Source organism: Streptomyces sp. NPDC104581 (assembly GCF_055583685.1).
This window is the reverse complement of sequence record NZ_JBVJNN010000010.1, coordinates 122,037-145,543: the sequence shown is the minus strand read 5'-3', so window position 1 is coordinate 145,543 and position 23,507 is coordinate 122,037. Positions and strand designations below refer to the sequence as shown.

14 protein-coding genes and 1 pseudogene are annotated in these 23,507 nt (G+C 71.3%); 10 read left to right on the top strand and 5 right to left on the bottom strand.

Going from position 1 to position 23,507, the window contains the following annotated elements; translation table 11 throughout:
• Positions 1–5 precede the first annotated feature (5 nt).
• Positions 6–959: a hypothetical protein gene (locus tag ACZ61E_RS11575; protein WP_469699378.1), complete on the bottom strand. Its 954-nt coding sequence runs from the start codon at positions 957–959 to the stop codon at positions 6–8.
• A gap of 101 nt (positions 960–1,060) precedes the next feature.
• On the opposite strand from ACZ61E_RS11575, the gene ACZ61E_RS11570 reads away from it, so the two are divergent.
• The 5 genes from ACZ61E_RS11570 to ACZ61E_RS11550 all read left to right on the top strand — a co-directional run bounded on the left by ACZ61E_RS11570 (position 1,061) and on the right by ACZ61E_RS11550 (position 8,443).
• Entirely contained in the window at positions 1,061–2,305 is a 1,245-nt protein-coding gene (locus ACZ61E_RS11570; RefSeq protein ID WP_469699416.1) for a CapA family protein, read from the top strand.
• 354 nt (positions 2,306–2,659) lie between these two features.
• Entirely contained in the window at positions 2,660–5,077 is a 2,418-nt protein-coding gene (locus tag ACZ61E_RS11565; RefSeq protein WP_469699377.1) for a HAMP domain-containing protein, read from the top strand.
• A 6-nt stretch (positions 5,078–5,083) separates the two neighbouring features.
• A complete protein-coding gene (pgsB, locus tag ACZ61E_RS11560) occupies positions 5,084–6,820 on the top strand; it encodes a poly-gamma-glutamate synthase PgsB (RefSeq protein ID WP_469699376.1) in 1,737 nt (578 codons plus the stop codon).
• On the top strand, positions 6,817–7,299 hold the full coding sequence (locus ACZ61E_RS11555) for a poly-gamma-glutamate biosynthesis protein PgsC/CapC (protein WP_469699375.1): 483 nt from the start codon (positions 6,817–6,819) through the stop codon (positions 7,297–7,299). Before pgsB ends, ACZ61E_RS11555 begins: the two co-directional genes overlap by 4 nt.
• 58 nt (positions 7,300–7,357) lie before the next feature.
• Positions 7,358–8,443, top strand: coding sequence for a C40 family peptidase (locus tag ACZ61E_RS11550; protein WP_469699374.1), 1,086 nt, complete (start codon positions 7,358–7,360; stop codon positions 8,441–8,443).
• A gap of 179 nt (positions 8,444–8,622) precedes the next feature.
• Here the strand turns inward: ACZ61E_RS11550 and ACZ61E_RS11545 are convergent, their stop codons facing one another.
• Both ACZ61E_RS11545 and ACZ61E_RS11540 read right to left on the bottom strand, forming a co-directional pair.
• The gene (locus tag ACZ61E_RS11545; protein WP_469699415.1) at positions 8,623–10,407 is read right to left on the bottom strand and encodes an MFS transporter; all 1,785 of its coding nucleotides are present in this window, start codon (positions 10,405–10,407) and stop codon (positions 8,623–8,625) included.
• Positions 10,408–10,688: 281 nt separating this feature from the next.
• Positions 10,689–11,999: pseudogene (locus ACZ61E_RS11540) on the bottom strand (hypothetical protein); the annotation flags it as partial.
• 1,964 nt (positions 12,000–13,963) lie between these two features.
• Here ACZ61E_RS11540 and ACZ61E_RS11535 point away from each other — a divergent pair.
• From ACZ61E_RS11535 to ACZ61E_RS11520, 4 genes are all read left to right on the top strand, one after another.
• Positions 13,964–14,683: a GOLPH3/VPS74 family protein gene (locus ACZ61E_RS11535; RefSeq protein WP_469699373.1), complete on the top strand. Its 720-nt coding sequence runs from the start codon at positions 13,964–13,966 to the stop codon at positions 14,681–14,683.
• 346 nt (positions 14,684–15,029) lie between these two features.
• A complete protein-coding gene (locus ACZ61E_RS11530) occupies positions 15,030–15,890 on the top strand; it encodes a helix-turn-helix domain-containing protein (RefSeq protein ID WP_469699372.1) in 861 nt (286 codons plus the stop codon).
• A gap of 242 nt (positions 15,891–16,132) precedes the next feature.
• Complete coding sequence (locus tag ACZ61E_RS11525; RefSeq protein WP_469699371.1) at positions 16,133–16,339, top strand: DUF397 domain-containing protein; 207 nt, start codon at positions 16,133–16,135, stop codon at positions 16,337–16,339.
• Between the two features lie 476 nt (positions 16,340–16,815).
• Positions 16,816–18,393: a sodium:solute symporter family protein gene (locus tag ACZ61E_RS11520; protein WP_469699370.1), complete on the top strand. Its 1,578-nt coding sequence runs from the start codon at positions 16,816–16,818 to the stop codon at positions 18,391–18,393.
• A gap of 262 nt (positions 18,394–18,655) precedes the next feature.
• Here ACZ61E_RS11520 and ACZ61E_RS11515 read toward each other — a convergent pair whose 3' ends face one another.
• Together ACZ61E_RS11515 and ACZ61E_RS11510 are read right to left on the bottom strand one after the other, a co-directional pair.
• A complete protein-coding gene (locus ACZ61E_RS11515; RefSeq protein WP_469699369.1) occupies positions 18,656–19,774 on the bottom strand; it encodes an ADP-ribosylglycohydrolase family protein in 1,119 nt (372 codons plus the stop codon).
• A gap of 199 nt (positions 19,775–19,973) precedes the next feature.
• Positions 19,974–22,577, bottom strand: a complete 2,604-nt coding sequence (locus tag ACZ61E_RS11510) for a bifunctional FO biosynthesis protein CofGH (RefSeq protein ID WP_469699368.1) — start codon at positions 22,575–22,577, stop codon at positions 19,974–19,976.
• 97 nt (positions 22,578–22,674) lie between these two features.
• On the opposite strand from ACZ61E_RS11510, the gene ACZ61E_RS11505 reads away from it, so the two are divergent.
• On the top strand, positions 22,675–23,421 hold the full coding sequence (locus tag ACZ61E_RS11505; protein ID WP_469699367.1) for a hypothetical protein: 747 nt from the start codon (positions 22,675–22,677) through the stop codon (positions 23,419–23,421).
• Positions 23,422–23,507: the final 86 nt, after the last annotated feature.

Below are 23,507 nucleotides of genomic sequence, written 5' to 3'. Positions count from 1 at the left end.
GCAGGTCAATTTCCGGTGCGTGCGCCCCACTCGCGGACCGCCGCCGCCATCGCCGCGACCGCGCGGGCCGCGCGGGCGGTGTCGCCCCGTACGGCCCGGCTCACCTCGATGTGCAGGAACGGCACGCCCTCCGCCGCCGCGAGCCTGCCCTGTGTGTTGTTGCGGCCTTCGAGCGGGCACTTCTCCTCCCAGGCCCGGCAGACCCGGAACCCGTCGCCGTCCAGCGCGCCCGCGAGGGTGCGCGCCCGCGGCAGACCGTGGTCGCCCGCGCCGGTGGAGACGACGACGTCGCGGCCGGGGACGCTGCTGTCGGCGTAGCCGTGCACCTGGATGCCGGGGAGCCCGCGGTCGACGACTTCGGCGGCGACGGCGTGGAAGACGGTGTCGCGGCGGTGGGCGACGTCGGCCGCGTTCCCCTCGCCCGCCCTGCGGTGGGCGCCGGCGACGACCAGTACGCCGCCGGGGGCGCCGCGCAGCACGCCGGCGCCGAGCCGGTCGGTGTAGGCGTCGGCGACCGGGTGGGGGACCTGGACGCTGTAGCGCGGGGCGGAGTCCAGGTCGACGTAGACCCGTCCCCAGCCGCGCCGGGTCTCGTCGGTGCGGTCGGCGATCTCCGCGTACCGGCGGCCGGGCCCGTCCCCGTCCTGCGGCGTGTCCCGCACGATCCGTACGCCGAAGCCGACCTCGGCCAGTCCGCGCGCGGCGCGCTCGTGTTCGCCGTCCACGTACAGCGCGACGCCCCGCGCCAGGGTCTCGCGTTCGGCGCGGTCCGGCGGCAGGTAGCGGGCGTCGGCGACGACGTCGGTGGCGTACGAGGCGAGCAGGCTCTCCAGGCCGGCCGCGGCCTCGGTCGGGCCGGGGCCGGGCAGCGGGCCGTCGGTCCGGGATCTGTCGAGCACCGGGACGAAGACGGCGAAAGCCGCCACAAGGAGCACGAAGAGCAGGGCTTTTCGGGCCACTTTTGTCGTTACCGTTACCTTTTTGGTCGGATCGGGGCTCATGTTGTAGTGAAAATATCAGGGTGACACCACACCGACACTTCTTCGACCGGGGTCCGCGCCTGCCCCGAAGCAGCGCCGCGCTCGTGCTCGCGCTCCTCGCGACGACCGCGGCCGGCTGTTCCGCCGTCGGCGGCCGGAGCGACGACGCGGCACCCAAGGGCGATCCCGCGTTCACCGTCGCCGCCGCGGGCGACATCCTCATCCACCCGCAGCTGACCGAGCAGGCGTACCGGGACGCCGGTGTCACACAGGTCCCCGAGGCGGTCGGCAAGAAGGTCGGCGACGATGTCCCGGACCCGGACTTCGGCAAGATCATGGCCGGGGTGAAGCCCGTCATCAGCAGGGCAGACCTGGCGATCTGTCACTTCGAGCCGGTCGTCGCCGGGCCGAAGGGCCCCTTCCGCAGCTTCCCCGACTTCCTGGTGCCGCCGCAGATCACCACCGCGATCAAGGAGACGGGGTACGACACCTGCTCGACCGCGTCCAACCACACGCTGGACGACGGCGCCGAGGGCGTCACCCGCACCCTCGACGCCCTCGACGCGGCGGGGCTGAAGCACACCGGTTCCGCGCGCAGCGCCGCCGAGGGCGCGAAGCCGCTGATCGTGGACGTGAAGGGCGTACGGGTCGCGCAGCTGTCGTACGCCTTCGGGTTCAACGGCCGAGAGATACCGGCCGACAAGCCCTGGCTCGCCAACGAGAACTCGTTCGATGCCATCGCCGCCGCCGAGAAGGCCGCCCGCAAGGCGGGCGCGGAGGCGGTGATCCTCAGCATCCACTGGGGTCGCGAGCACCATCCCGACCCCAGCGCCTCGCAGCTCAGACTGGGGCGGCGGATCGCGCAGGAGACCGGAGTCGACCTGGTCGTCGGCCATCACGCGCACGTGGTGCAACCGATGGAGAAGGTGGACGGCACCTGGATCGCGTACGGCCTCGGGAACCAGCTCGCCCGGCACGACGTGCCGTCCGGGCTGACCGAGGAAGGCGCCATCGGCTGGTTCGAGTTCCGCGAGAAGTCCGGCGGCGGCTGGGACGTGGAGGCCCGGTACGCGCCGACCTTCGTCACCATCCCGCCCGAGGAGGGCGACGAGGGGGACGGGGACGGCGCGGGCGAAGCGGGCGGCAAGGGCGCGGCCAGGGACCACCGGCTGCTGGACATCGCGGGCGCGCTGCGCGCGGAGAAGGATCTGTCGGTGGAGGAGCGCGCCCAGTACCGGCTCGCCTTCGAACGCACCCGGGGCACGATGCTCAACCGGGGTGCCGCCGACGACGGTCTGCGTCCGCTGAGCGAGCTGCCCGGCTGAGCGCGCGCGGCGGCGCGGCGGTGGGCCGGGCGCGCGGTGTGCGCCCGAACCCCGGTGCGTGTCCTGCGGCGCGCGTCCGGCCGTGTGCGCCCGGTGCCGGTGCGTGTCCGGCGGTGGACGCCTGATGGGGCGAGCACGCGGTGGCGTGCGTGCGCCCGATCGGGCGGAAACCGTGACGTCTCGCGCGCGTTGACGGAATCACTCGGTCCAAACGTCGCGTAGATCACACCCGTAACTCTTCGTGCAACCTTCGCCAAGGCTTGCGAGTCGGACCCTTCCGGCTGGGGCTGTTCTCCGCGCGCCCGCACGCACGCACAGCGCCCGCCGATCACGAACATCCGAAAGGGAACGCTCATGGCCGCTTCGCCCGCGAAGCGACGGCACAAGGTCCGCCGACGGGCCGACATGTCCCTCCTGGGCGGTATCCGCCCACCCATCGCGATCCTGTCCGCGCTGCTGCTCGGCCTCGCCGGAGTCACCGCCCTCGGCTTCGGCCGCGCGGGCGAGGAGTCCGTGCCGAAGGCCGTCATGACCTCGCAGCAGCACTTCGCCGAGGACGGCGCGGTGGCCATGCGCGCCTCCATCGACGAGAGCGCAGCGGACCTGGCGAGAACCGCCGGACTGTTCAACGCGGGGGACCCGGCGCAGCCGGACGCCGTCGTCGACAAGATCGGCAGCGTCTACCAGAAGTGGGTGGGCACCGCCGTCGTCGAGATCTCCTCGGGCAAGATGCTCGCGGCCCGCGGCGAGAACGTCCCGGTCTCCGCGATCGACACCGCAAGGCTCTCCGAGAAGGACGGTCTCAGCCCCCGTATGGTGCGCCTCGCCAACGGCGAGACCCGGCTGCTCTCCTTGCAGCTGCTGTCCTGGGAGGGGCAGCCCCAGCAACTGCTCATCGCCTCCAGCAGCCTGCGCTTCCCCGGCATAAGCCTCGGCAAGTTCCGCTCCATCGCCGTCGTCGACAGCACCGGACGCATCCTCAGCAGTGACGGCATCCCGGAGAGCGAGCAGGTCCTCACCGAGGACCAGCGCACCGGTGTCGAGCGGTCCAGGAAGCAGCTGAAGGCGTTCGCCGAGGTCGCCGCCAAGCGGGCCGAGGAGCACCCCCTCAAGGCCAACGTGCCGGGCGAGGGCGGCTACACCGGCGTCAGCGGCAGTCTGCGCGGCGACACCTTCCAGGGTGACCGTGCCGTCGCCGGTTACGCGGCGCTCACCGGCCCGGAACCCGGCAAGGGCACCGTCGCCACCTCGCTGGGACTGACGGTCGTCGCGATGGTGGACGTGGCCGAGGACCCGACGCGCGTCACCGACCCGCTGTTCGGGCTGCTGGCCGCGGGCGCGCTGCTGCTGATCGGCGCTCTCGCCGTCGGCGTCCTGCTCGGTACGGTCCAGCGGCCGCTGCTGCGGCTGTTCCTGGAGAGCCGCCGCCTCACCCGGGGCGATCTGACCCGGCCGGTCCGAGTGCCCCGCCACGGCGAGGCCGCCCGGATCGGACAGTCGCTGGAGCGGCTGCGCCGCCAGCTCCTCGGCGAGCGCGCCGAGCCGGACGCGGCCGGGGCCGGCCGGCGCCGGGGCCGGATCGGGGCCCGCGCCCTGCTCGTCGTCTGCGGCGTCCTGCTGCTCGTCTGGTCCGGCCCGATGCTGCTCCTGGTGAACCGGGCCGACGCGACCGCCGTCGTACCGGAACAGATCACCAACGACCAGCGCGAGCGCACCGACACCCTCTCCGACCGGGTGCGCCGCTCGCTCAACGAGGGCCACGCGGACCTGGTGTCCGTCGCCGGTCTGCTCGGTGAGCGGACCTCGCCCGAGGACATGACGAAGGTGCTGGACCGCACCCGTAACGAGCACGCGCGCTACCGCTCGCTGTACGTACGCGCGGCGGACGGCACGATCGTGGCCCGCTCGGGCGAGTCCCCCCGGCTGTCCGGCGAGTCCGCGGACGGCGGAGTCGAGGACGGCGGAGTCGAGGACGGCGGCAAGGGGGACGGGCAGGACGGGGGCAAGGACGGCGGCGGCGAGGACGGCAGACCGTTCGCCGACGACATCACCGTCCTCAACGACTCCGGCACGGAGCCCGTCATCGCGAGCTACGCCGAGCTGTCGGGACGCGACGGCAGCACGGTCGTCGGCGAGTTCCGCATCGACTTCATCAACTCCCTCCTCAAGCGGCCGGGGCTCGGAGAGATCCGCGTCGTCGACGCCGAACGGCGGGTCCTCGGCGGCAACTCGGGCTATCTGGCCTTCGAGCACCTGCCCTCGGCACGGCTGGACGAACTGGCCGCCGGCACCGGACAGAAGACCGGCCTGAGCGCCCGCGCGGGCGCCGTCGTCTACCGCGACGGAGGCGGCGTGCAGGTCGCCGGCGCGGCCCCGTTCGTCGGTGGCGGAGCGGCGAGCTCGCTCAACTGGATGGTGGTCAGCTGGCAGCCGGCCGCCGGGCTCGCCATCCCCGAGTACAACCTCCAGAACCGCACCGTCCTGGCCGGTCTGCTCGGTCTCACCGCCGCCGCCGCGTGCCTGGGCTGGCTGCACATCGTCGTCGTACGGCCGCTGCGCGAGGTCGCGAAACAGGCCGAGTCACTGGCGGGCGGCGACCGCCGCACCGTGCTCTACCCACGCCACCACGACGAGGTCGGCGCCATCGCCCGCTCGCTGGAACTGCTCCGACAGCAGGTGCTCGAACAGCGCAGGCGGGACGGCTCGGGGACGACGGCCCCGAGCGGCGTCCCCGACCGGACACCGGCCCAGGCACCCGCCGGAAGGAACTGACCACCCGTGCTCTTCCTCTACTCCGTACTGATGGTCTGCTGCGCGTTCCTGCTGGTCGCGGGCGTCGTCGAGCAGCACCGCCACTTCACCAACCTGAACCGCATCCCCACCCGGGTGCTCGTCAACGGCATCCGCGGCAAGTCCTCCATCACCCGGCTCTGCGCGGGCGCGCTGCGCGGCGGCGATCTGATCACCGTCGCGAAGACCACCGGCACGGCCGCCCGCTTCATCCACCCGGACGCCACCGAGGAGCCGGTCTACCGGAAGTTCGGCATCGCCAACGTGGTGGAGCAGATCGGGATCGTCCGCCGCGCGGCGTCGTACAACCCGGACGCGCTGGTCATCGAGTGCATGGCCGTCATGCCGGCGCTCCAGGAGATCAACCAGTCCAAGCTGATCCGCTCCACGATCGGCGTGCTGTGCAACGTCCGTGAGGACCATCTGGCCGAGATGGGCCCGACGCTGGACGACGTGGCGCGCTCGCTGTCGCGCTCGATGCCCGAGGACGGCATCTGCGTCACGGCGGAGAAGGATCGTTTCGACATCCTCCAGGGGGAGGCCGACGCGCGGAACTGCCGGCTGATCTACGCCGATCCGGAGACGGTCAGCGACGAGGAGCTGCGCGGCTTCAGCTGGTTCACCTTCAAGGAGAACGTGGCCATCGCGCTGAAGGTCGCCGAACTGCTGGGCGTGGAGCGCGAGACGGCGCTCCAGGGCATGTACGACGCCCCGCCGGACCCGGGGGTCCTCTCGGTCGAACGGTACGTCACGCCGGAAGGCAAGCGGCTGCGGTTCGCGAACGTCTTCGCGGCGAACGACCCCGAGTCGACGCTGATGAACATCAACCAGCTCCTCGACCTGGGGGCGATCCACCGGCCGCTGAACGTGGTCATCAACTGCCGTCCCGACCGCGTCGAGCGCAACGGCCAGATGGGCGAGATCGTCCCCGACCTCCAGCCCGACCAGGTCTTCGTCATCGGGCACCCGGCCAAGAGCGCGATCGACGCGATCCCGGCCGAGTGGCGCTCGCGCGCGGTGGACCTGGGCGGTGACAAGCGCGATCCGGAGGAGTTCATGCGGGAGCTGCTGTCGCGGCTCGGGCCGGACTCCTCGCTGGTCGCGATCGGCAACATCCACGGCCAGGGCGAGCTGCTGCTCGAACAGCTCGCCGAGCTGCCGGCGGACGAGACACCGGACCCGGCGCAGGGCGATGTCCCGGGCGATGTCCGGGGCGCCGTAACCGCCCCCGGTCCGGCCGCCCCGGCTGCCGCCTCGACGGCGGTCGCGGTGCCCGACCCGGCCGGTGATCCGGCGGCGACGGCGGCGCTCCCGGTGGTCGTGCCGGACCAGTCCCCCCGGCGGGCGATCGAACCGGCCGCCGAACTGGTGGCCCGGCTGACCGCCGCCCGGCCTGGCGCACAGGCGCCCCAGCAGGTGCCCCCGCCGTCGTCCGGGCAGGCGTCCCCGAACCCGCCGGCCGCCGCCGCGCACCCGCGCCACGAGGAGACGCTGGCGCTCCACCGCTACTCGCCGCACATCGACCCGTACCAGCCCTACCCCGAGGCGTACGAGCAGCGGTACCAGAACCAGCGGCCCGCCCGGCCCCGCGGCCCCTTCGAGCCCGTACGGATGCCGGGCGACACCACGGACGGGTCGAAGGCCCCGTCCGAGCCCGGCCCAGAACAGCAGTCCCGGTACGGCCGCACCCCGCACCCCCCGCAGAGTCCTGGAGAACCCCGTTGATCCCCGCAGTTCTCACGCCCGAGATCGCCGCCATAGGTATCGGCCTGGGCCTGTTGTTCTCCCTGATCTGCTACCTGACGACCAACCTCTCCCCCGGTGGCATGATCACCCCCGGCTGGCTGGCGCTGACCCTCGTCGAGGACCTCCAGCGCGCCGCCATGGTCGTCGGCGTGACCGTGCTGACGTACGTGAGCACGCTGCTCGTCCAGCGCTTCGTGATCCTTTACGGCAAGCGGCTGTTCTCCGCCGTCGTCCTCATCGGCGTGCTCCTCCAGGCGACGGTGATGCTCGTGCTGTCGCTGGAGTTCCCGCTGCTGTACGCCAACCAGACGCTGGGCTTCATCGTGCCGGGCCTGATCGCCTACCAGCTCGTCCGGCAGCCGAAGGGCGCGACCGTACTCGCCACCGGCACGGTCACGCTCATGGCGTACGTCGTCCTCACCGCCGGCATCCTGCTCGGCGCCCTGCCCACCACATGAGCGGCCTCCGGACCGCCCACACGACCCGGATACCCGGACCTGACGGAGCTGACCTCTCATGAGTGCCAAGTCCAAGAAACGTGGCGGCCGACGTGCCCTGCACGCGGTGACCGTCATCGCGCTGCTCGCCGGCAGCGCGTACCTCACCGTCGAACTCCGCAAGGACGAACAGGCGAAGGCGCCCGCCGTCCAGGCGATCACGGACACCCCGGACCTGACGTCCGCGGGGGACGCGGAGTCCGGCGAGCAGAAGTGGGAGCGGCTGAAGAACCCCGCCCGCTCCGTGCTGCGCTCCGGGAGCGGAGCCGTGCTGGCCACCTTCACCGACGGCGCCCGCACCGCGACCCTGACCGGGCCGAGCCGTACATTCTCCGAGCCGACGAGCACCAAGTCGCGGGTGGTGACGGAGAACTGGGTACGGCTGATGCCCGAGCCGTGGATCAAGGACGGGCAGAAGGAGAAGTGGTTCAAGGACTGGTTCGAGGAGTTCTTCGGCAGCGAGGAGGACGATCTGTTCGCGTACTCCTTCCAGTACGTCGAGGGCGCCCCGGTGAAGGAGGACGGCGAGGGCACCCCGTACGCGGGCGACGCCGACTTCGGCCCGATCAACCCCGAGGGCAGGGAGGGGGCGGACTACCGGCTCGAACAGTCGGACTTCTACGACTACCTGGGCATCCCGTACACCTTCCGCGACGGCACCACCATCCAGCCGGAGCAGATGCGCTACCGCTCCATCGACTGCTCGGGCTTCATCAGGACGGTCTTCGGCTACCGGGGCAGGTTCCCGCTGATGGCCGACGACAAGAAGGGTGACGGTCTGCCGCGTACGGCGAACGGCATGGCCCGCTCGAACGCCGGCGCGGACATCATCAAGCTGTCGGGCGACTCGCCGCCGTACGAGCGGCCGAAGTCGATCAGCGTCCTCCAGCCGGGCGACCTGGTGTTCTTCAAGCTCGACGCGCGGACCAAGGAGCGGCTCGACCACGTCGGGATGTACATGGGCGTGGACACCGACGGCCACCAGATCTTCGTCTCCAGCCGCGAGGAGGTCAACGGCCCGACGATCGGCGACAAGGGCGGTACGTCACGGCTGGACGGCAACGGCTACTACGCGAAGACGCTGCGCAGCGCGAAGCGGCTCTGAGCCGGGCTGAGGGGAGCCGCGCGGGCTGGGCGGAGCCGAGCCGCTTCCGGGCGGGAGTCGACGGCCGCCCGGCCGCGTGCGGGGCGGCCGTCGTCGTCGTTACCGGCCGGCGTTGTCGTTACCGGCCGGCGTTGTCGTTACCGGCCGGCGTTGTCGTCGACGGCCGGCGACGGCCGTCGTCAGCCCTCGTCGCGCAGTTCCTCCGGGCAGGGCGTGCCCGGACGCAGCTGGTACGGGGCCGCGATGCGGTACGTCCCCGGGCGCGGGGCCAGCAGCTCCGTCCACTCGTCGCCCTCGGTGTTCTTCTCCGCCCGGAACAGACAGCCGTTGGGGTTGGTGAACGTCTTCGGACCGTCCTCGTCCGCCTTGGACGCGGCCGTCTCCTCCGGGCGGTCCAGGCTCTCGCCCTTCTCGTCGACGACGGCGAGCCAGCGCGAGTACGGGATGCGGATCAGCACCTTCCCGGCGGTCTTCACCTCTATCGTCAGCTCGCCCGCCGACGCCCGCCGCACGACGGCCGGCGGGTCGGCCAGCGGCATCGGGTCCTGGACCTCGTAGAGCTGCCAGTTGGCGTCGCCCCACAGGTGGTTCAGATAGGGCAGGCCGCGCTGTACGAGCTCCGCCTCCTGGTCGGCGCCGTTGTCCGGCCTGCCCTTGGGCAGCACGACGTAGGCGACGGCCCAGCGGTCGAGCCAGGCGCGGTAGCTGTCGTCGGTGAGGCTGTCGTCGTAGAAGAGCGGGTTGCGCTCCATGTCGGCCTGGCGGTTCCAGCCGCGGGCCAGATTGACGTACGGCGCGAGCGCCGACGCCTCGCGGTGGCTGCTGGCCGGCACGACCTCCACCCGGCCGCGCTCCGCGCCGACCTCCTGCAACTCGTTCACCAGCGGCGCCAGTTCCCGGGTCCAGGAGGCCGTGGGGGCGGTGCGGATGATGTCGTCGACGCCCTTGTAACCGATCCAGAAGTTGAACGCCACGAAGGCCAGGACGAGCGCGTACCACTTGCGTGAGCGCGGCGCCGCGTACGGCAGTGCGGCGAGCAGCACGACACCGCCGACGATCATCGCCAGCCGCGACACGTTGGAGCCGATCTGCGAGTCGATCGCCCAGGTCAGCAGGACCCCGATGCCGTAGACGGCGGCGGCGGTGCGGACCGTGTGCCAGTCGCGTGGCACGAGGAAGAAGGTGACGACGGAGAAGAGGAAGGGCAGCGACGCCGTCCCGAGCGACATCGGCTGGGTGCCGGAGAAGGGGAACAGCCAGGCGGAGAGCGCGACGACGGCGACCGGGGCGAGCCCGACCGCGTACGCCCCGGGGCGCCGCTTGTTGAGGAAGAGCGCGGCGGCGACGACTCCGAGGAACAGCCCCGCCACCGGGCTGGAGGCGGTCGCGAGACCGGCGAGCGGGGCGGCGACCACGCCCTTGGCCCAGCGCTTGTAGCGCCAGCGGTGCGGCCAGCAGAAGACGGCGGCGACGGCGCCGAGCGCGAACATCGTGCCGAGGCCGAACGTCACCCGGCCCGAGAGCGCGTTGCAGAGGAAGGCGAAGACCCCGGCGAACGAGCACGCCAGCGGATTCCGGACGGCCTTGACGCGGTAGAGGATCAGCGAGGTCAGGGCGGCCGAGACGGTCCCGACGATCATCATCGTCGTCCGGACGCCGAGCAGCGACATCAGATACGGCGAGACGACGCTGTACGAGACGGGGTGCATCCCGCCGTACCAGGCGAGGTTGTACGCGGAGTCCGGGTGGCGGCCGACGAACTCGGCCCAGGCGTCCTGGGCGGCGATGTCACCGCCGCTGTTGGCGATGAAGAAGAACCAGATCAGGTGCACGATCCCGGCGACCGTGCCGGTGAGCAGGACGGGGTGGCGCAGCACCCGGCTGCGCAGGTCCTTGGCGGGACCGGGGGCCCCTGGCGTCCCGGGGGGCCTTGGCGCCTTCCCCTTCGGCTCTGCGGGCTCGATGATGCTGCCGTCTGCGCGCTCCGGCTCGTCGGCGCGCTTCGGCTCCGCGGTGGTCACTGCGACTCTCCCCGTCTCACCGTCAGCCCGGTGTGCCGGCCCTCCCGAGGTCCGTCCGGCCCTGGAGGAAGTAAGGACGCCGTCCCCGCGCCCTGAGTTGCCTCGCTGCCCTGACCTCGGTCGGATCCCGGCCGGGTCGCGGACGGATCTCGGACGCTAGCACGCGGCAGGGGTCGGGGAGGACGCCGTTTCCGGCGCCCTCCCGTGCCCGTTGGGCGGGCGGTTCAGCCGACGCGGGTCAGCTTGTCGCCGAACGTGGGCTCGGCGAGGTCGCCCTGAAGCGCGACGGCGACCTCCACGCGGCTCTTGCCCTCACCCACGGTGAGCAGGCCGACGTGGGTACCGGCGGCGGCCGACTGCGGCAGGTTCTTGCCCTCGTCGGACAGTTCGAGCTTCACGGTGAGGCCCGACCAGCCGACGGCCTTCACGTCCTCGGTGGCGACGACCGGAACCGTCGTACCCATGCCGTTGTCCAGCTCACCGACGACCTGGCCCTTCTTCACCACTGTCGCGCCCTCCAACTCGTCCTGCGTCGCGAGCATGACGTCCTTGCTCACGGCGTTGACGGTGTCGATGATCGGCGCCCGGTGCTGGCCGAGTACGGCGCCGACGATCAACTGGTCGGTGTCGCCGACCGTCTTGTGCGCGGCGAAGAGGAGATTGCCGCCCGCCTTGGTGGTGGAGCCGGTCTTGATGCCGAGCGCGCCGTCGTACGGGACGAGGGTGTTGTAGTTCCGCCAGGTCTTGCCCGACGGGTCCTTCCACTCGGGCAGCTTGGTGATGTCCATCAGCGCCTCGATCTCGACCAGCTTCTGACCGAGCTTCACCTGGTCCTCGGCGGAGCTGACCGTCGTCGCGTCGAGCCCGGACGGGTCGGTGTACTTGGTGTTCTTCATGCCCAGCTCATCGGCGGTGTCGTTCATCTTCTTGACGAACGCCTCCTCGGAGCCGTCCGCGTTCCAACGGGCCAGCAGGCGCGCGATGTTGTTCGCCGACGGGATCATCAGGGCGGCCAGCGCGTCGTGCTGGGTGAGCTTGTCGCCCTCCTTGACGGTGTTGAGCGTCGACTCGCCCTGCGCGTCGAGCCCGCCGTCCTCCTCGGCCTTGGCGTCGACCGTGATGGACGGGCCGTCGGCGCCCTTGGCGAGCGGCTTGTCCTTGAGGACGACGTAGGCCGTCATCGCCTTGGCGACACTGCCGATCGGCACGGCCTTCTGCTCGCCGAACGAGTCGACGGTGCCGAGTCCGGTGGCCGCCATGAATCCCTGGCCCTCGCCGGGCCACGGCAGGGTGGGCTTGTCGCCATCGAAGGTGTACGTCGACTTCGCCGTCAGGTTCAGGGAGGGCGAAGGGAGGGGGCGCACGGCCTGTACGACCGCGAAGATGATCAGTACGAGTACGAGCAGCGGCGTCCAGATCTTGACCCGCCTGACGACCGTACGGGTCGCGGTCTCGGGCGGCGCCGGCTTGTTGGTCAGCTCGGCGAGCAGATCGAGCGGCGGCAGCGGCGGCATGGGCTGCTGCCGGGTCCGCTCGGCCTCGGCGACGCCGGAAGCGGGCGCGGCGGACGAAGTGGGCTGTGCCTGGTCGGACCGGAGGGGCACGAACTGGCTGGTCCGCTCGGCGGGCGACTCCGAGGCGGGCGCCGGGTTCTGCGGCGGCAGCTTGAGCATGGTGGTGGGCTGATCGGCCCCGGGCCGCTCGGGCGCCTTGAACACGGCGGTCCGCCGGTCACCCTCGGACTCGGTTTGCGACTTCGCGTCGGCAACGCCGGCGGGCGTGGCCGCCGCGTCGCTGCCCGGCTCCGCGCTGGAGGGCCGCTTGAACCTGACCCCGGACTTCGGCCCGGACCCGGTCTCGGCCTTCGCCCCGTCCGCCGCGGCACCGGCCCCATCGGTGGCGGGAGCGTCCTGCGCCTTGCCTTCCGGCTCCGCCGAAGCCCGCCCGGCCTCACCCGCCGGGGCGACATCCGCCCCGGACCCGGCACCGGGCTTCGCCCCGGACGCGCCAGGGATGCCCCCCGGCTCGCCTTCCGGCCCCACCGAGCCAACCCCCGCCTCCCCACCGGACACGGCCACACCGCTCGAACGGTCGGACCCGGAAACGACTGCCCCACTCTCCGACGATGCGGGAGCGGCCTCCGGCTCCACCGAAGCCCCCTCGGGCTCGGCCGAGGCGGCCCCCGCCTCCGCACCGGACACGGCCTCACCATCAACCGACCGGGCACCCCCGGCCTCACCCGCCGGGGCGACATCCGCCCCGGACCCGGCACCGGGCTGCGCCCCGGACGCGCCAGGGATGCCCCCCGGCTCGCCTTCCGGTTCCACCGAGCCAACCCCCGCCTCCCCACCGGACACGGCCTCACCGCTCGAACGGTCGGACCCGGAAACGACTGCCCCGCTCTCCGACGCGGAGTCGGCCCTGTCCGTGAGGGCAGCCTCCGGCTCCGCCGGAACACCCTCGGCCGGGCCCACCGACCCGGCGGGCCCGGCCGAGGCAACCCCGGACTCACCCGCCGAAGCGACATCCGCCCCGGACTCGGCGCCGGGCTTCGCCGAAGCCCTCTCGGACTCGCCCACCGACTCGGCGGGCTCCGCCGGGGCGACATCCGCCGGCGCCCCGGTGGCGGGCTTCGCCCCGGACGCGCCGGGGGTGGCCCCCGGCGCGCTCACCGGCTCCTCGCCGGACGCAGACCCGGAACCCGCTGCCTCGCTCTCCGACGACGTGTCGGACCCGTCCGCCGAGGCAGCGCCCGCCTCCGCAGCGGAGCCGCGCTCGCCGTCTGGCTCGTCCGTCGAGTCGGCGGACTCCGTCTCCGCGCCGGACACGGTCCCGTCGGACCCCGGCCCGCCCGCATCAGCGGCAGGCGCGGCCGAGTCCGGTTCGTTCTCCGGCTCCGGGTTTGCCAGAGCAACCTCTGGCCGCGGGGTGGGGGGCGCTTCCGACCCGGAGTCAGACTCCGCGGTCGGCCCGGAATTCGGTTCGGTCGTGGATTCCAGTTCGGGCTTCGACGGCTCCGGCTCACCCGGGGAGGCCCCCTTCACGGCCGCCACAGGCGTCTCAGCGGGCTCAGGAGCCTCCGAGACCCCTCCGGACCCCCTGACCGTGAACACGGCCGTCGCGTGGTCGACAGCGGCTTCCGGGGAACCACCAGGGGCCGGCGTCACGTCCTTCGTCGCGTCGGGCTCGCCGGCGGCGGCCGACTCCCGGAAGACCGCGAACCTCGGGTCCTTTTCGTGAGTCGCCTCCCCCGACGACTTCCGCTGCTCCGACTTGTCGGGGGACTCGCCCGCCACCGTGCCTCCTCATGCGTGTGCGACGCGTTCCGCGCGCTACGCCGCACTCTCCGAACCGAATATCAGTGTCCTGTGTGAAACCACAGCCCAAGCGCAAGACGAGAACGACATACATAACGGTTCCCGCACAAAGCGACCAGGCACCCTCGACAGACCAATGTGAGAGGGGTCACCCTGTCATTCATCCACGCGGGGAGGCATGGATGGGCAGGAGCCGCAGAACAATTCCGGAGGAGCTTCTGCTGCTCGCTCTGGACCCGGCCACGGGTACCACAGCGCAGCCGCAGTCGCTCGACCTCGGCCTGGCCGGAGCACAGCTAGTAGAGCTGGCTCTGGCAGGACGGATAGCCCCTGACGGGGATCGTATCGCCGTGGTGATGCCACGGCCGACCGGAGATCCGACTCTGGACTCCGCGCTGGAGCTGCTGCGCAGACGCGGCAGCCCGGTTCGCGCAGTTCACTGGATCGGCGGGCCCCGACTGGGGCTCCGTCAGATTTACCTCTCGCATCTGGAGCGGTGCGGCATGGTTCATGCCGTCGAGGGCCAGATGTGCGGAGTGCTGCCGACGACTCGCTACCAGGCGACGGAGACGGCGATCAGCCGCGACATCAGGTCACGGCTGGACAGTGCGATCCGCACCGGTGTACCGCCGGACCCGCGGACCGCGGCGCTCGCCGCACTGGCCCACGCGGTCGGTCTGGGCAAGCACCTGTACCCCGGCAACGAGGGGCGCTCGTCGCGCTCCCGGCTCCGGGATCTGATCAGGCACGACCCGATGGGCGGTCTCGTGGCGCACGCCGTGATGGACGTCCAGAACGGTGTGGCCGCTCAGCCACGCCGTAATCCCGCACCGGGAGGCCGCCCTCCGGCCGTACCGATGCAACCGCACCGCGGAAGCATGGCCCGCGTCGCGGCGCACTGAAGGCACGACCCGAGAGAGCCGCACCGAGAGAGCACGAACACGCACCGACAGGACAGCACGCGGTACCGGAAACCGCCGCGCCGACGTCCCCGGAGACCCGGTTCGGGAGCCGCAAGAGACGCGCGGGACCAGCCTGACGACAACAGGCTGTCCCGCGCGTCGCGCGTTCCGCGTCGCGCGGCGGCGCCCGGCGCCCGAATACAGGACCTGGCCAGGGCGTGTCCACTCACCACCCGCGCATTCCCTTCTGTCGCCGTTTTCCAGCGCGGCCGGGCCCATCGGTGGCAGTCTGCTGAGACGTAGACACACAGCGCTACGCAGTTACTCAGCAGGAGGTGCCGTTTCCGTGGCGTCCAACGTCAATCCCACCGTCAGGCGACGCCGATTGGGCCAGGAGTTGCGCCGGCTCCGCGAGGTCAAAGGCATGACGGCGGAGGAGGTGGCGGAGCGCCTGCTGGTCTCCCAGTCGAAGATCAGCCGTCTTGAGAACGGTCGCCGTTCCATCAGTCAGCGCGATGTCCGCGACCTGTGCGGTGTGTACGAGGTCGAGGACAACCGCATTGTCGAGTCGCTCATGCAAATGGCCAAGGACTCGCGCCAGCAGGGCTGGTGGCACGCTTTCGGTGACATCCCGTACAGCGTCTACATCGGACTGGAGACGGACGCGGCCTCGCTGCGGGTGTACGAGTCGCTCATCGTCCCCGGTCTCCTCCAGACGCGCGACTACGCCCAGGCCGTCATCGAGGGCATGTGGCCCGAGGAGACACCCGGCGACATCGAGAAGCGGATCCAGATCCGGCTCAAGCGCCAGGACCGGCTGACGGACCCCCACGACCCGCTGCGCTTCTGGGCGGTCATCGACGAGGCGCTGCTGCGGCGCGTGGTGGGCAGCCCCCGGATCATGGCCGCGCAATTGGCGCACCTCGCGCAATTGAGCGCCCAGCCCCATGTGACGCTTCAGGTGGTTCCCTACGATGTGGGCGCTCATCCGGGTATGTACGGGAAATTCGCGATCCTCGAATTCCAGGAAGCGGCGGATGCCACCGTCGTCTACTTGGAAGGAGTGACGAGCGACCTTTACCTGGAGAAGGCGAATGACGTACAGAGCTACACAGTCATGTACGAGCATCTCCGGGCCAAGGCTCTCAGCGCCGAACAGTCGCGGGAGTTCATCAACAAGATCGCCACTGACTACGCGGCGAGTTGACGGAGAGTTGACGGCGTATTTATGGGGAGTTGACGGTGATTTGACGGTTCATCAGGACTAGGAGCGCGCATCCTACACTTGCAAGGGTCATCGAGGTGAGCCGCTTCGGTAATTGCCACTCGGTTGAGTGAACGCTGAATGAAACCAATGATTTCTCCGCGTAGCGTCGATCAAGTCAGAGCGCAATAAGGCGCGCTGGTAAATCGATTTGTGTCACGTCTGGCACGACCACCGGAGCGATCATGGTTGACAAGCGAGCCTCTTTGACCCAGTGGACGAAGTCCACCTACTCGGCGAACGGGGACTGCGTCGAAGTCCGCGCACTTCCCGCGACGGCGGTCTCCGTCCGGGACTCGAAGAACATCGGGGGCCCCGTCCTCAACTTCGCCCCGAAGGCCTGGGAGACCTTCGTGGCCGACTCCGTAGGGACGTCGACAACGACCCTCTGAACACCTTGGTGAGTGGCGCGAGTTACGTCCACCAAGCCCCTGCCCTCTCGACTGGTCGCCGTCCCGGCCGAGGGGGCTCTCACCTTTTCCGGGCCCGGAAGCGGCTCACCGCCCGGCAGCCCGCGCCGCCGCACGCGCCCGGCTTCTCGCCGCGTCTGCCGATCGGGCCCCTCTTCCGGCCCGCGCGGGACCCGCATCCCGCGCGGCCCTCTCCATGGACGGCCGGAGTCTGACGAAGTGCCCGCCCATCGTGTGGTTCCCGTCACGTTCACGACAACGCCCCGCGAGGTCAAGAACGAGCAAAATGGTTCTGCTTTCTGATTTGCGTTCACACCTATGACCGCAGAAACCCTTGACCCGCTGCCGTGACTAGCGGTTCAATCCCCGAAGTCCCCGCTCCCGCACGGGGGCCGCTGACCGGACGTACTGACGAAGTGCACCCCCACGTTCACAAGGCGGACCCCTGGAGGGGGCACATGAACAGTCTCGACTGGACCGTGCTCATCGGCTACTTCGGTGTGATGGTCGCGATCGGCGTCTGGTCCCACAAGCGCGTGGGCGACGTCCACGACTACTTCACCGCCGGCGGCAAGATGCCGTGGTGGCTGTCGGGGATCTCGCACCACATGTCCGGCTACAGCGCGGTGATGTTCACCGGTTACGCGGCCATCGCCTACACCTACGGCATCACCTCGTACGTCACCTGGTCGTTCCCCATCGCCATCGGTATCGCGATCGGGGCCAGGCTGTTCGCGCCCCGCCTCAACCGGGTGCGCTCGCGGCTGCGGGTGTCGTCGCCGCTGGAGTATCTGAAGAACCGCTACAACCTGCCCACCCAGCAGGCGCTCGCATGGTCGGGCGTCCTGCTGAAGATCGTGGACGTCGGCGCCAAGTGGGCCGCCATCGCCACCCTGTTGGCCGTCTTCACCGGGGTCTCGCTCAACATGGGCATCCTGATCACGGGCGCGGTCACCGCGATCTACTGCACGGTCGGCGGACTGTGGGCGGACGCCCTGACCGAACTGGGTCAGTTCATCATCCAGTTCGTCGCCGGTATCGCGATGCTCGTCGCCGTGATGGCGGAGCTGGGCGGGTTCAGCAGTCTGTGGAACGTCTGGGACGAGCCCGAACTCCAGGGCCACGCCGAGCCGTTGGCCGGGCCGTACATGATGGTCTTCCTGATCGCGTACCTGTTCATCAAGACCTTCGAGTACAACGGCGGCATGTGGAACCAGGCCCAGCGCTACATGGCCACCGACTCCGCGAAGTCCGCGACGCGGTCCGGGGTGCTGTCCGCCGTGCTGTGGCTGCTCTGGCCGCTGGTGCTGTTCTTCCCGATGTGGGTGGCGCCGGTCCTCATCGACACGGACGTACCGGCCGACAGCTACGCGCTGATGGCCGAACAGCTGCTGCCGCACGGGCTGCTGGGTCTGGTCATCGTCGGGTTCTTCTCGCACACGATGGCCATGTGCTCGTCGGACGCGAACGCCATCGCGGCGGTCGTGACCCGCGACATCATGCCCGCGGTGTCGCGCCGTGTACGGGAGTGGGACACCCGGGTCGGGCTGCTGGCCGCGCGCTGGACGACGCTGCTGTTCCTCGGTCTGTCGATGGCCATCGCCACTCAGGTCAACTCGCCCTTCTTCGGGGACATCATCACGGTCGTCATCAAGTGGGTCGCCGGGCTCATGGGGCCGATCGCGATCCCGCTGATGCTGGGTCTGCTGCCCTGGTTCCGCAGGAGCGGTCCCACGGCGGCGCTGATCAGCTGGGCCATCGGGCTGGTGACGTTCTGGCTGGTCAACTACCCGATCAGCTGGAACGTGGACGGCGGGGTGCCGCTCCAGTACCAGGTGTCGATCCCGCTCGCGGTGTCGCTTGTGCTGTATGTGGTGATCGGGTTCGTCAAGCCGGAGGACACGCCGGAGCGTGATCTGGTGCTGGCGAAGATCAACAACGATGACGACGGCTGGTCCGACGGGGGTGCGGCGGTGCCGGGGCCGGCGGGGGCGGGTGACACCAGGCAGCTCGGCCACGAGGGCGCTCCCGGCTGACAACCGGGCCCGCCCGGTGGCCGGTTCGTCCTCAATCGCCGGACGGGCTCAAAGCGCGCCCGGCCGGTGGCCGGTTGCGTCCTCAAACGCCGGACGGGCTGAAATTGCCCGCCGGACGAGGCACACATCAAGCCCGTCCGGCCATTGAGGACAGACGCCCCGCCACGCGTCGGCCCGGGGCAGCACGTGCGTTCTCAGCCCGTCCGGCGATTGAGGACCCGTCACGGCCGGCGTCCGGCAGGAGTGGTCGCCGTGGAGAGGGCTAGCCGCCGCGGGGGTACCGCGTCAGCCAGCCCGAGGACGTGATCGCCGGGCCGTGCAGGGCCGGGCCCTGCGTCATCTCCATAGCGAAGTCGTCCGCGATCTCCAGCAGCGTCGCGCGGCCCTCCAGCTCCGCCAGCCACGCCGGCGGCAGCGCCGTCTCCCCGTGCATCGCGCCCAGCAGGGCCCCGCAGAGCGTTCCCGTCGCCGACGACGGCCCGTCGTGGTTGACGGCCAGCCGCAGACCGTGGCGTACGTCCTCGCCCACCAGCGCGCAGTACACGGCCACCGCGAGCGCGTCCTCCGCCGCCCGGCCCTCCGCGAGCACCGAGACCCGGCCGGGTGTCGGAATCCCCTGCCGTACGGCGCCGAGCGCCTGCCCCAACGCGTCGGTGACCGGCTGGTGGCCGGGCCGCTGGGTCAGCAGCGCCAGTGCCCGCTGCACCGCCGCGTCGACGCTGTCGCCCCGCGCGACGCCGTGCACGATCACGGCGAAGGCCCCGGCCGACAGGTACGCGGTGGGATGGCCGTGCGTCTGCGCCGCGCACTCCAGCGCGAGCTGGCAGACCAACTGCGGTTCCCAGCCCACGAGCAGTCCGAACGGCGCCGAGCGCACGACCGCGCCCGGATCGCGCGCCGTGGGGTTCTTCGGCTTCTCCAGCGTGCCCATCACGTCGTCGCCGAGCCCGGTCAGACAGGACACGGAGGGGTCGCGGCGCGCGTAGAGCCACTCCTCCAGGGCGAGCCAGCCGTTGTCCTTGCGGCGTTCGTCCGGCCCCCAGTCGCTCTGGGTCGCGGCCCACCGCAGATGGGCGCGGTGCACGTCGGTCGGCGGATGCCAGGCGCCGGTGTCACGCCGGACCTGCGCGCGGATGAGGCCGTCGACGGTGAAGAGGGTCAGCTGTGTGGCGGCGGCGACCGCGCCGCGCCGGCCGTACGCGGGGGCGAAGTCGGTGACGCCCTCGGCGCCGTGCGCGGTCCGGGTCTCGTCGAGGGTGAGCGTGTCGACCCCCGCCCCCAGCGCGTCGCCGATGGCTCCCCCGAGAAGGCAGCCGCGGACCCGGCTGCGGAAGTCCTGCTGTTCCGCCCGGCCCCATATGGCGGTGGCTGGCCTGTTCACGCGTCCCTCCCTCCGAGTCGTGGAACGCGCTCTGGCGCAGCACTGTAATCGAACGGGAACGGACGGTTCGGCACGGGCGGGCCCGGTTCCGGATCCGGGCCCGCCGGGACGGAACGGTTCGTCCTCAAACGCCGGACGGTACGGCCGCCGCGCCGTACGCCGCCCCGTCCGGCGACCGGCCGCGCGACCGGCTCCCGGGCTACTCGGGCAGCAGCGGCAGCAGCTCCGGCAGATGCCCGTCCGACGCCGCCGCCGCCCGTACGCGCTCCTCGGGCACCTCGCCGTACAGCGTGGTCCGCGGCCTCGCCGGCCGGCCCGCGGCCTCGGCGATCGCGACCAGGTCCTTGACCGAGCGGTACGAGCCGTAACCGGAGCCCGCCATCCGGGAGATGGTCTCCTCCATCAGCGTCCCGCCGAGATCGTTGGCGCCGGAGCGCAGCATCTCGGCGGCGCCCTGCGTGCCGAGCTTCACCCAACTGGTCTGGATGTTGGTGATGTAGGGGTGGAGGAGGAGCCGGGCCATCGCCATGACCGCGCGGTTGTCGCGCGTGGTGGGGCCGGGGCGGGCGATACCGGCCAGATAGACCGGCGCGTTGGTGTGGATGAAGGGCAGCGTGACGAATTCGGTGAAGCCCTCGCGCCCGGCCTCAAGTGCCTTGCGCTGCATGCCGGCCAGGGTGCGGAAGTGCCCCAGCCAGTGCCGGGGCTGGTCCACATGGCCGTACATCATCGTGGAGCTGGAGCGGATGCCCAGCGAGTGCGCCGTCTCGACGACCTCGATCCAGGTCGCCGTCGGCAGCTTGCCCTTGGTGAGGATCCAGCGCACCTCGTCGTCCAGGATCTCGGCGGCGGTGCCGGGGATCGAGTCGAGCCCGGCCTCCTTGGCGGCCGTGAGCCATTCGCGGATCGACAGCCCGGTGCGCGAGGCGCCGTTGACGACCTCCATCGGCGAGAAGGCGTGCACGTGCATGCCGGGCACGCGCTTCTTGACGGCGCGCGCGATGTCGAAGTACGCCGTGCCGGGCAGGTCGGGGTGGATGCCGCCCTGCATGCACACCTCGACGGCGCCGACCTCCCACGCCTGCGCGGCGCGGTCGGCGACCTGGTCGAGCGAGAGGGTGTACGCGTCGGCGTCCGTACGGCGCTGGGCGAAGGCGCAGAAACGGCAGCCGGTGTAGCAGACGTTGGTGAAGTTGATGTTGCGCGTGACGATGTAGGTGACGTCGTCGCCGACCACGTCACGGCGCAGTTCGTCGGCGATCCGGGTCAGCGCGTCGAGCGCGGGGCCGTCCGCGTGCAGCAGCGCGAGCGCCTCGTCGTCGGTGAGCTTCTCCGGGTCGTCGGCGGCCCGGGTGAGCGCCTGCCTGACGTCGGTGTCGATCCGCTCGGGCGCCATGCCGGGCGCCGCGGCCTCGCGCAGGGCGTCCCAGTCGCCGTACACGTGGTCGAAGTCGTCGCGGCGGTCGCCGGTGCGGCCCTCGGTGTCGATGGTGCGGTGCAGGTCGGTGCGGCCGGTGGCGGTGAAACCCTCGTCGGGCTCCTGCCACGGGATTCCGGCCGGTACGGCGTCCTCGCGGGCGAGACCGGTGACGGGGTCGGCGAGCGCGCGCACGTGCGGCATCAGGCGGGGGTCGAGCCAGGGTTCGCCGCGGGCGATGAACTCCGGGTAGATCGTGAGCCGTTCACGCAGTTCGAAGCCGGCGGCGGCGGTGCGCTCGGCCAGTTGGTCGATGTGCGGCCAGGGGCGCTCGGGGTTGACGTGGTCGGGGGTGAGCGGTGAGACGCCGCCCCAGTCGTCGATCCCGGCGCCGATGAGGAGCGCGTACTCCTCGTCCACGAGGTTGGGCGGGGCCTGGATCCGGGCCGCCGGGCCGAGGATGTGCCGGGCGACGGCGATCGTCGCGGCCAGTTCCTCCAGTTCGGCGTCGGGCATGGCGCGCATCGCGGTGTCGGGCTTGGCGCGGAAGTTCTGGACGATGACTTCCTGGATGCCGTGGTAGGCGCGGGCGGTGCGGCGCAGTTCGAAGAGGGAGTCGGCGCGCTCCTCGTGGTTCTCGCCGATGCCGATCAGGATGCCGGTGGTGAAGGGGACGTTGGAGCGGCCCGCGTCCTCCAGCACCCGCAGCCGGACGGCGGGCTCCTTGTCGGGCGAGCCGTGGTGCGGGCCGCCGGGCTCGGACCAGAGGCGGGTGGCGGTGGTCTCCAGCATCATGCCCATGCTGGGCGCGACGGGCTTGAGCCGCTGGAAGTCGGTCCAGCCGAGCACGCCGGGGTTGAGGTGCGGGAGGAGTCCGGTCTCCTCCAGGACGCGGACGGCCATGGCCCGTACGTACGCCAGGGTGTCGTCGTACCCCTCGGCCGCCAGCCACTCCTTCGCCTCGGGCCAGCGGTCCTCGGGGCGGTCGCCGAGGGTGAACAGCGCTTCCTTGCAGCCCATTTCGGCGCCCTCGCGGGCGATGGCGAGGACTTCGTCGGGCGACAGGAACATGCCGTGCCCGGCCCGGCGCAGTTTGCCGGGGACGGTGACGAACGTGCAGTAGTGGCACTTGTCGCGGCAGAGACGGGTGAGCGGGATGAAGACCTTGCGGGAGTACGTGATGACTCCGGGCCGCCCGACTGCTTCGAGGCCCGCGTCGCGGACCCGTGCGGCCGAGGCGGCGAGGTCCTTGAGGTCGTCGCCGCGCGCCCGGAGCAGGACGGCGGCCTCCGCGGCGTCGAGCGCGACGCCGTCCCTGGCTCGTTTGAGGGCGCGGCGCATGGCGTTGGCGGTGGGGGCGGAGGGGGCCGTGGCGCTCGTCGTCATATGTCCGAGCATACGAGCGGGACCGGGGGATTCCGGCTGCCGGATGAGTAGGTGAGCGGATGCCCACATTCGGGGATACGGGAATAACTTCGCCCCTATGAACGACACGAAGGACTTGGCGGACCCGGGCGGCTCGGCGCGCCCGACCGGGGACGGGGGCGAGGACGGGAGTGCGGACGGGAGTGCGGACGGTGGCGCGGGCGCGGGTGTGGGCGCCGGCGGTGGCGCGCTGCGGGGCGTGGCGATCGGCTGCGGGGCACTGCTCGCCGTACCGGTGCTGCTCGTACTCGGCTTCCTGGTCACGTACGCGGTGCAGCGCGGGACACCGGAGGACTACGAGCGCGTCGATCCGCGGGCGATGATGACCCGAATCGGGGACGTGTCGCAGGAGTCGTACGAGGTGCTCGGCTTCGGGACCGCCGTCGGGTCCGAGGCGGGCGGCGATCTCTGCTACCCCGGCGGCCTGGAGAGCATGGCCGACGAACCGGTGGACGGCGCGTACAGCCTGTCGCAGCGCTGGTCGGTCGACGGTGTCTCCGAGGACGAGGCGGCGTCCGCGCTGAAGCGGCTGCACGGGCATCTCGGGGACGGGGGCTGGGACGTCGACTCGTACGAGAACGACGCGCACGCCGGGTACGGGCTGGAGCTGCGCGTCTCGCGCGAGGGCCCGTCGGGCGACGGCGGCGACATCCGGGCGGTCTTCGAGTGGCGGGACCACCAGGGGCGGTTCGAGGGCGGCGTGTACGCGCCGTGCGCGTACGACCCCGGCGCGGGGGGCGGACCGGGTACGTGGTCGGCCGCGGATGTCGGGGCGGGGGTCGAGCCACCGGAGTTGCGGCCGTAGGGCCGCCGTGGTCGCGGCGATTCGCCGTGGTCGCGGCGTCGGCGGCGGAGCCCGGAGGAGGAAGGCCCGGAGGGGCGGTCGCGGTG

What these genes read in the sequence shown, in the direction of transcription:
- ACZ61E_RS11565 (WP_469699377.1), top strand. Translation starts at nt 2,660, where the DNA reads ATGGCCGCTTCGCCCGCGAAGCGACGGCACAAGGTCCGCCGACGGGCC.
- ACZ61E_RS11550 (WP_469699374.1), top strand. Translation starts at nt 7,358, where the DNA reads ATGAGTGCCAAGTCCAAGAAACGTGGCGGCCGACGTGCCCTGCACGCG.
- ACZ61E_RS11535 (WP_469699373.1), top strand. Translation starts at nt 13,964, where the DNA reads ATGGGCAGGAGCCGCAGAACAATTCCGGAGGAGCTTCTGCTGCTCGCT.
- ACZ61E_RS11525 (WP_469699371.1), top strand. Translation starts at nt 16,133, where the DNA reads ATGGTTGACAAGCGAGCCTCTTTGACCCAGTGGACGAAGTCCACCTAC.
- ACZ61E_RS11520 (WP_469699370.1), top strand. Translation starts at nt 16,816, where the DNA reads ATGAACAGTCTCGACTGGACCGTGCTCATCGGCTACTTCGGTGTGATG.
- ACZ61E_RS11510 (WP_469699368.1), bottom strand. Translation starts at nt 22,577, where the DNA reads ATGACGACGAGCGCCACGGCCCCCTCCGCCCCCACCGCCAACGCCATG.
- ACZ61E_RS11505 (WP_469699367.1), top strand. Translation starts at nt 22,675, where the DNA reads ATGAACGACACGAAGGACTTGGCGGACCCGGGCGGCTCGGCGCGCCCG.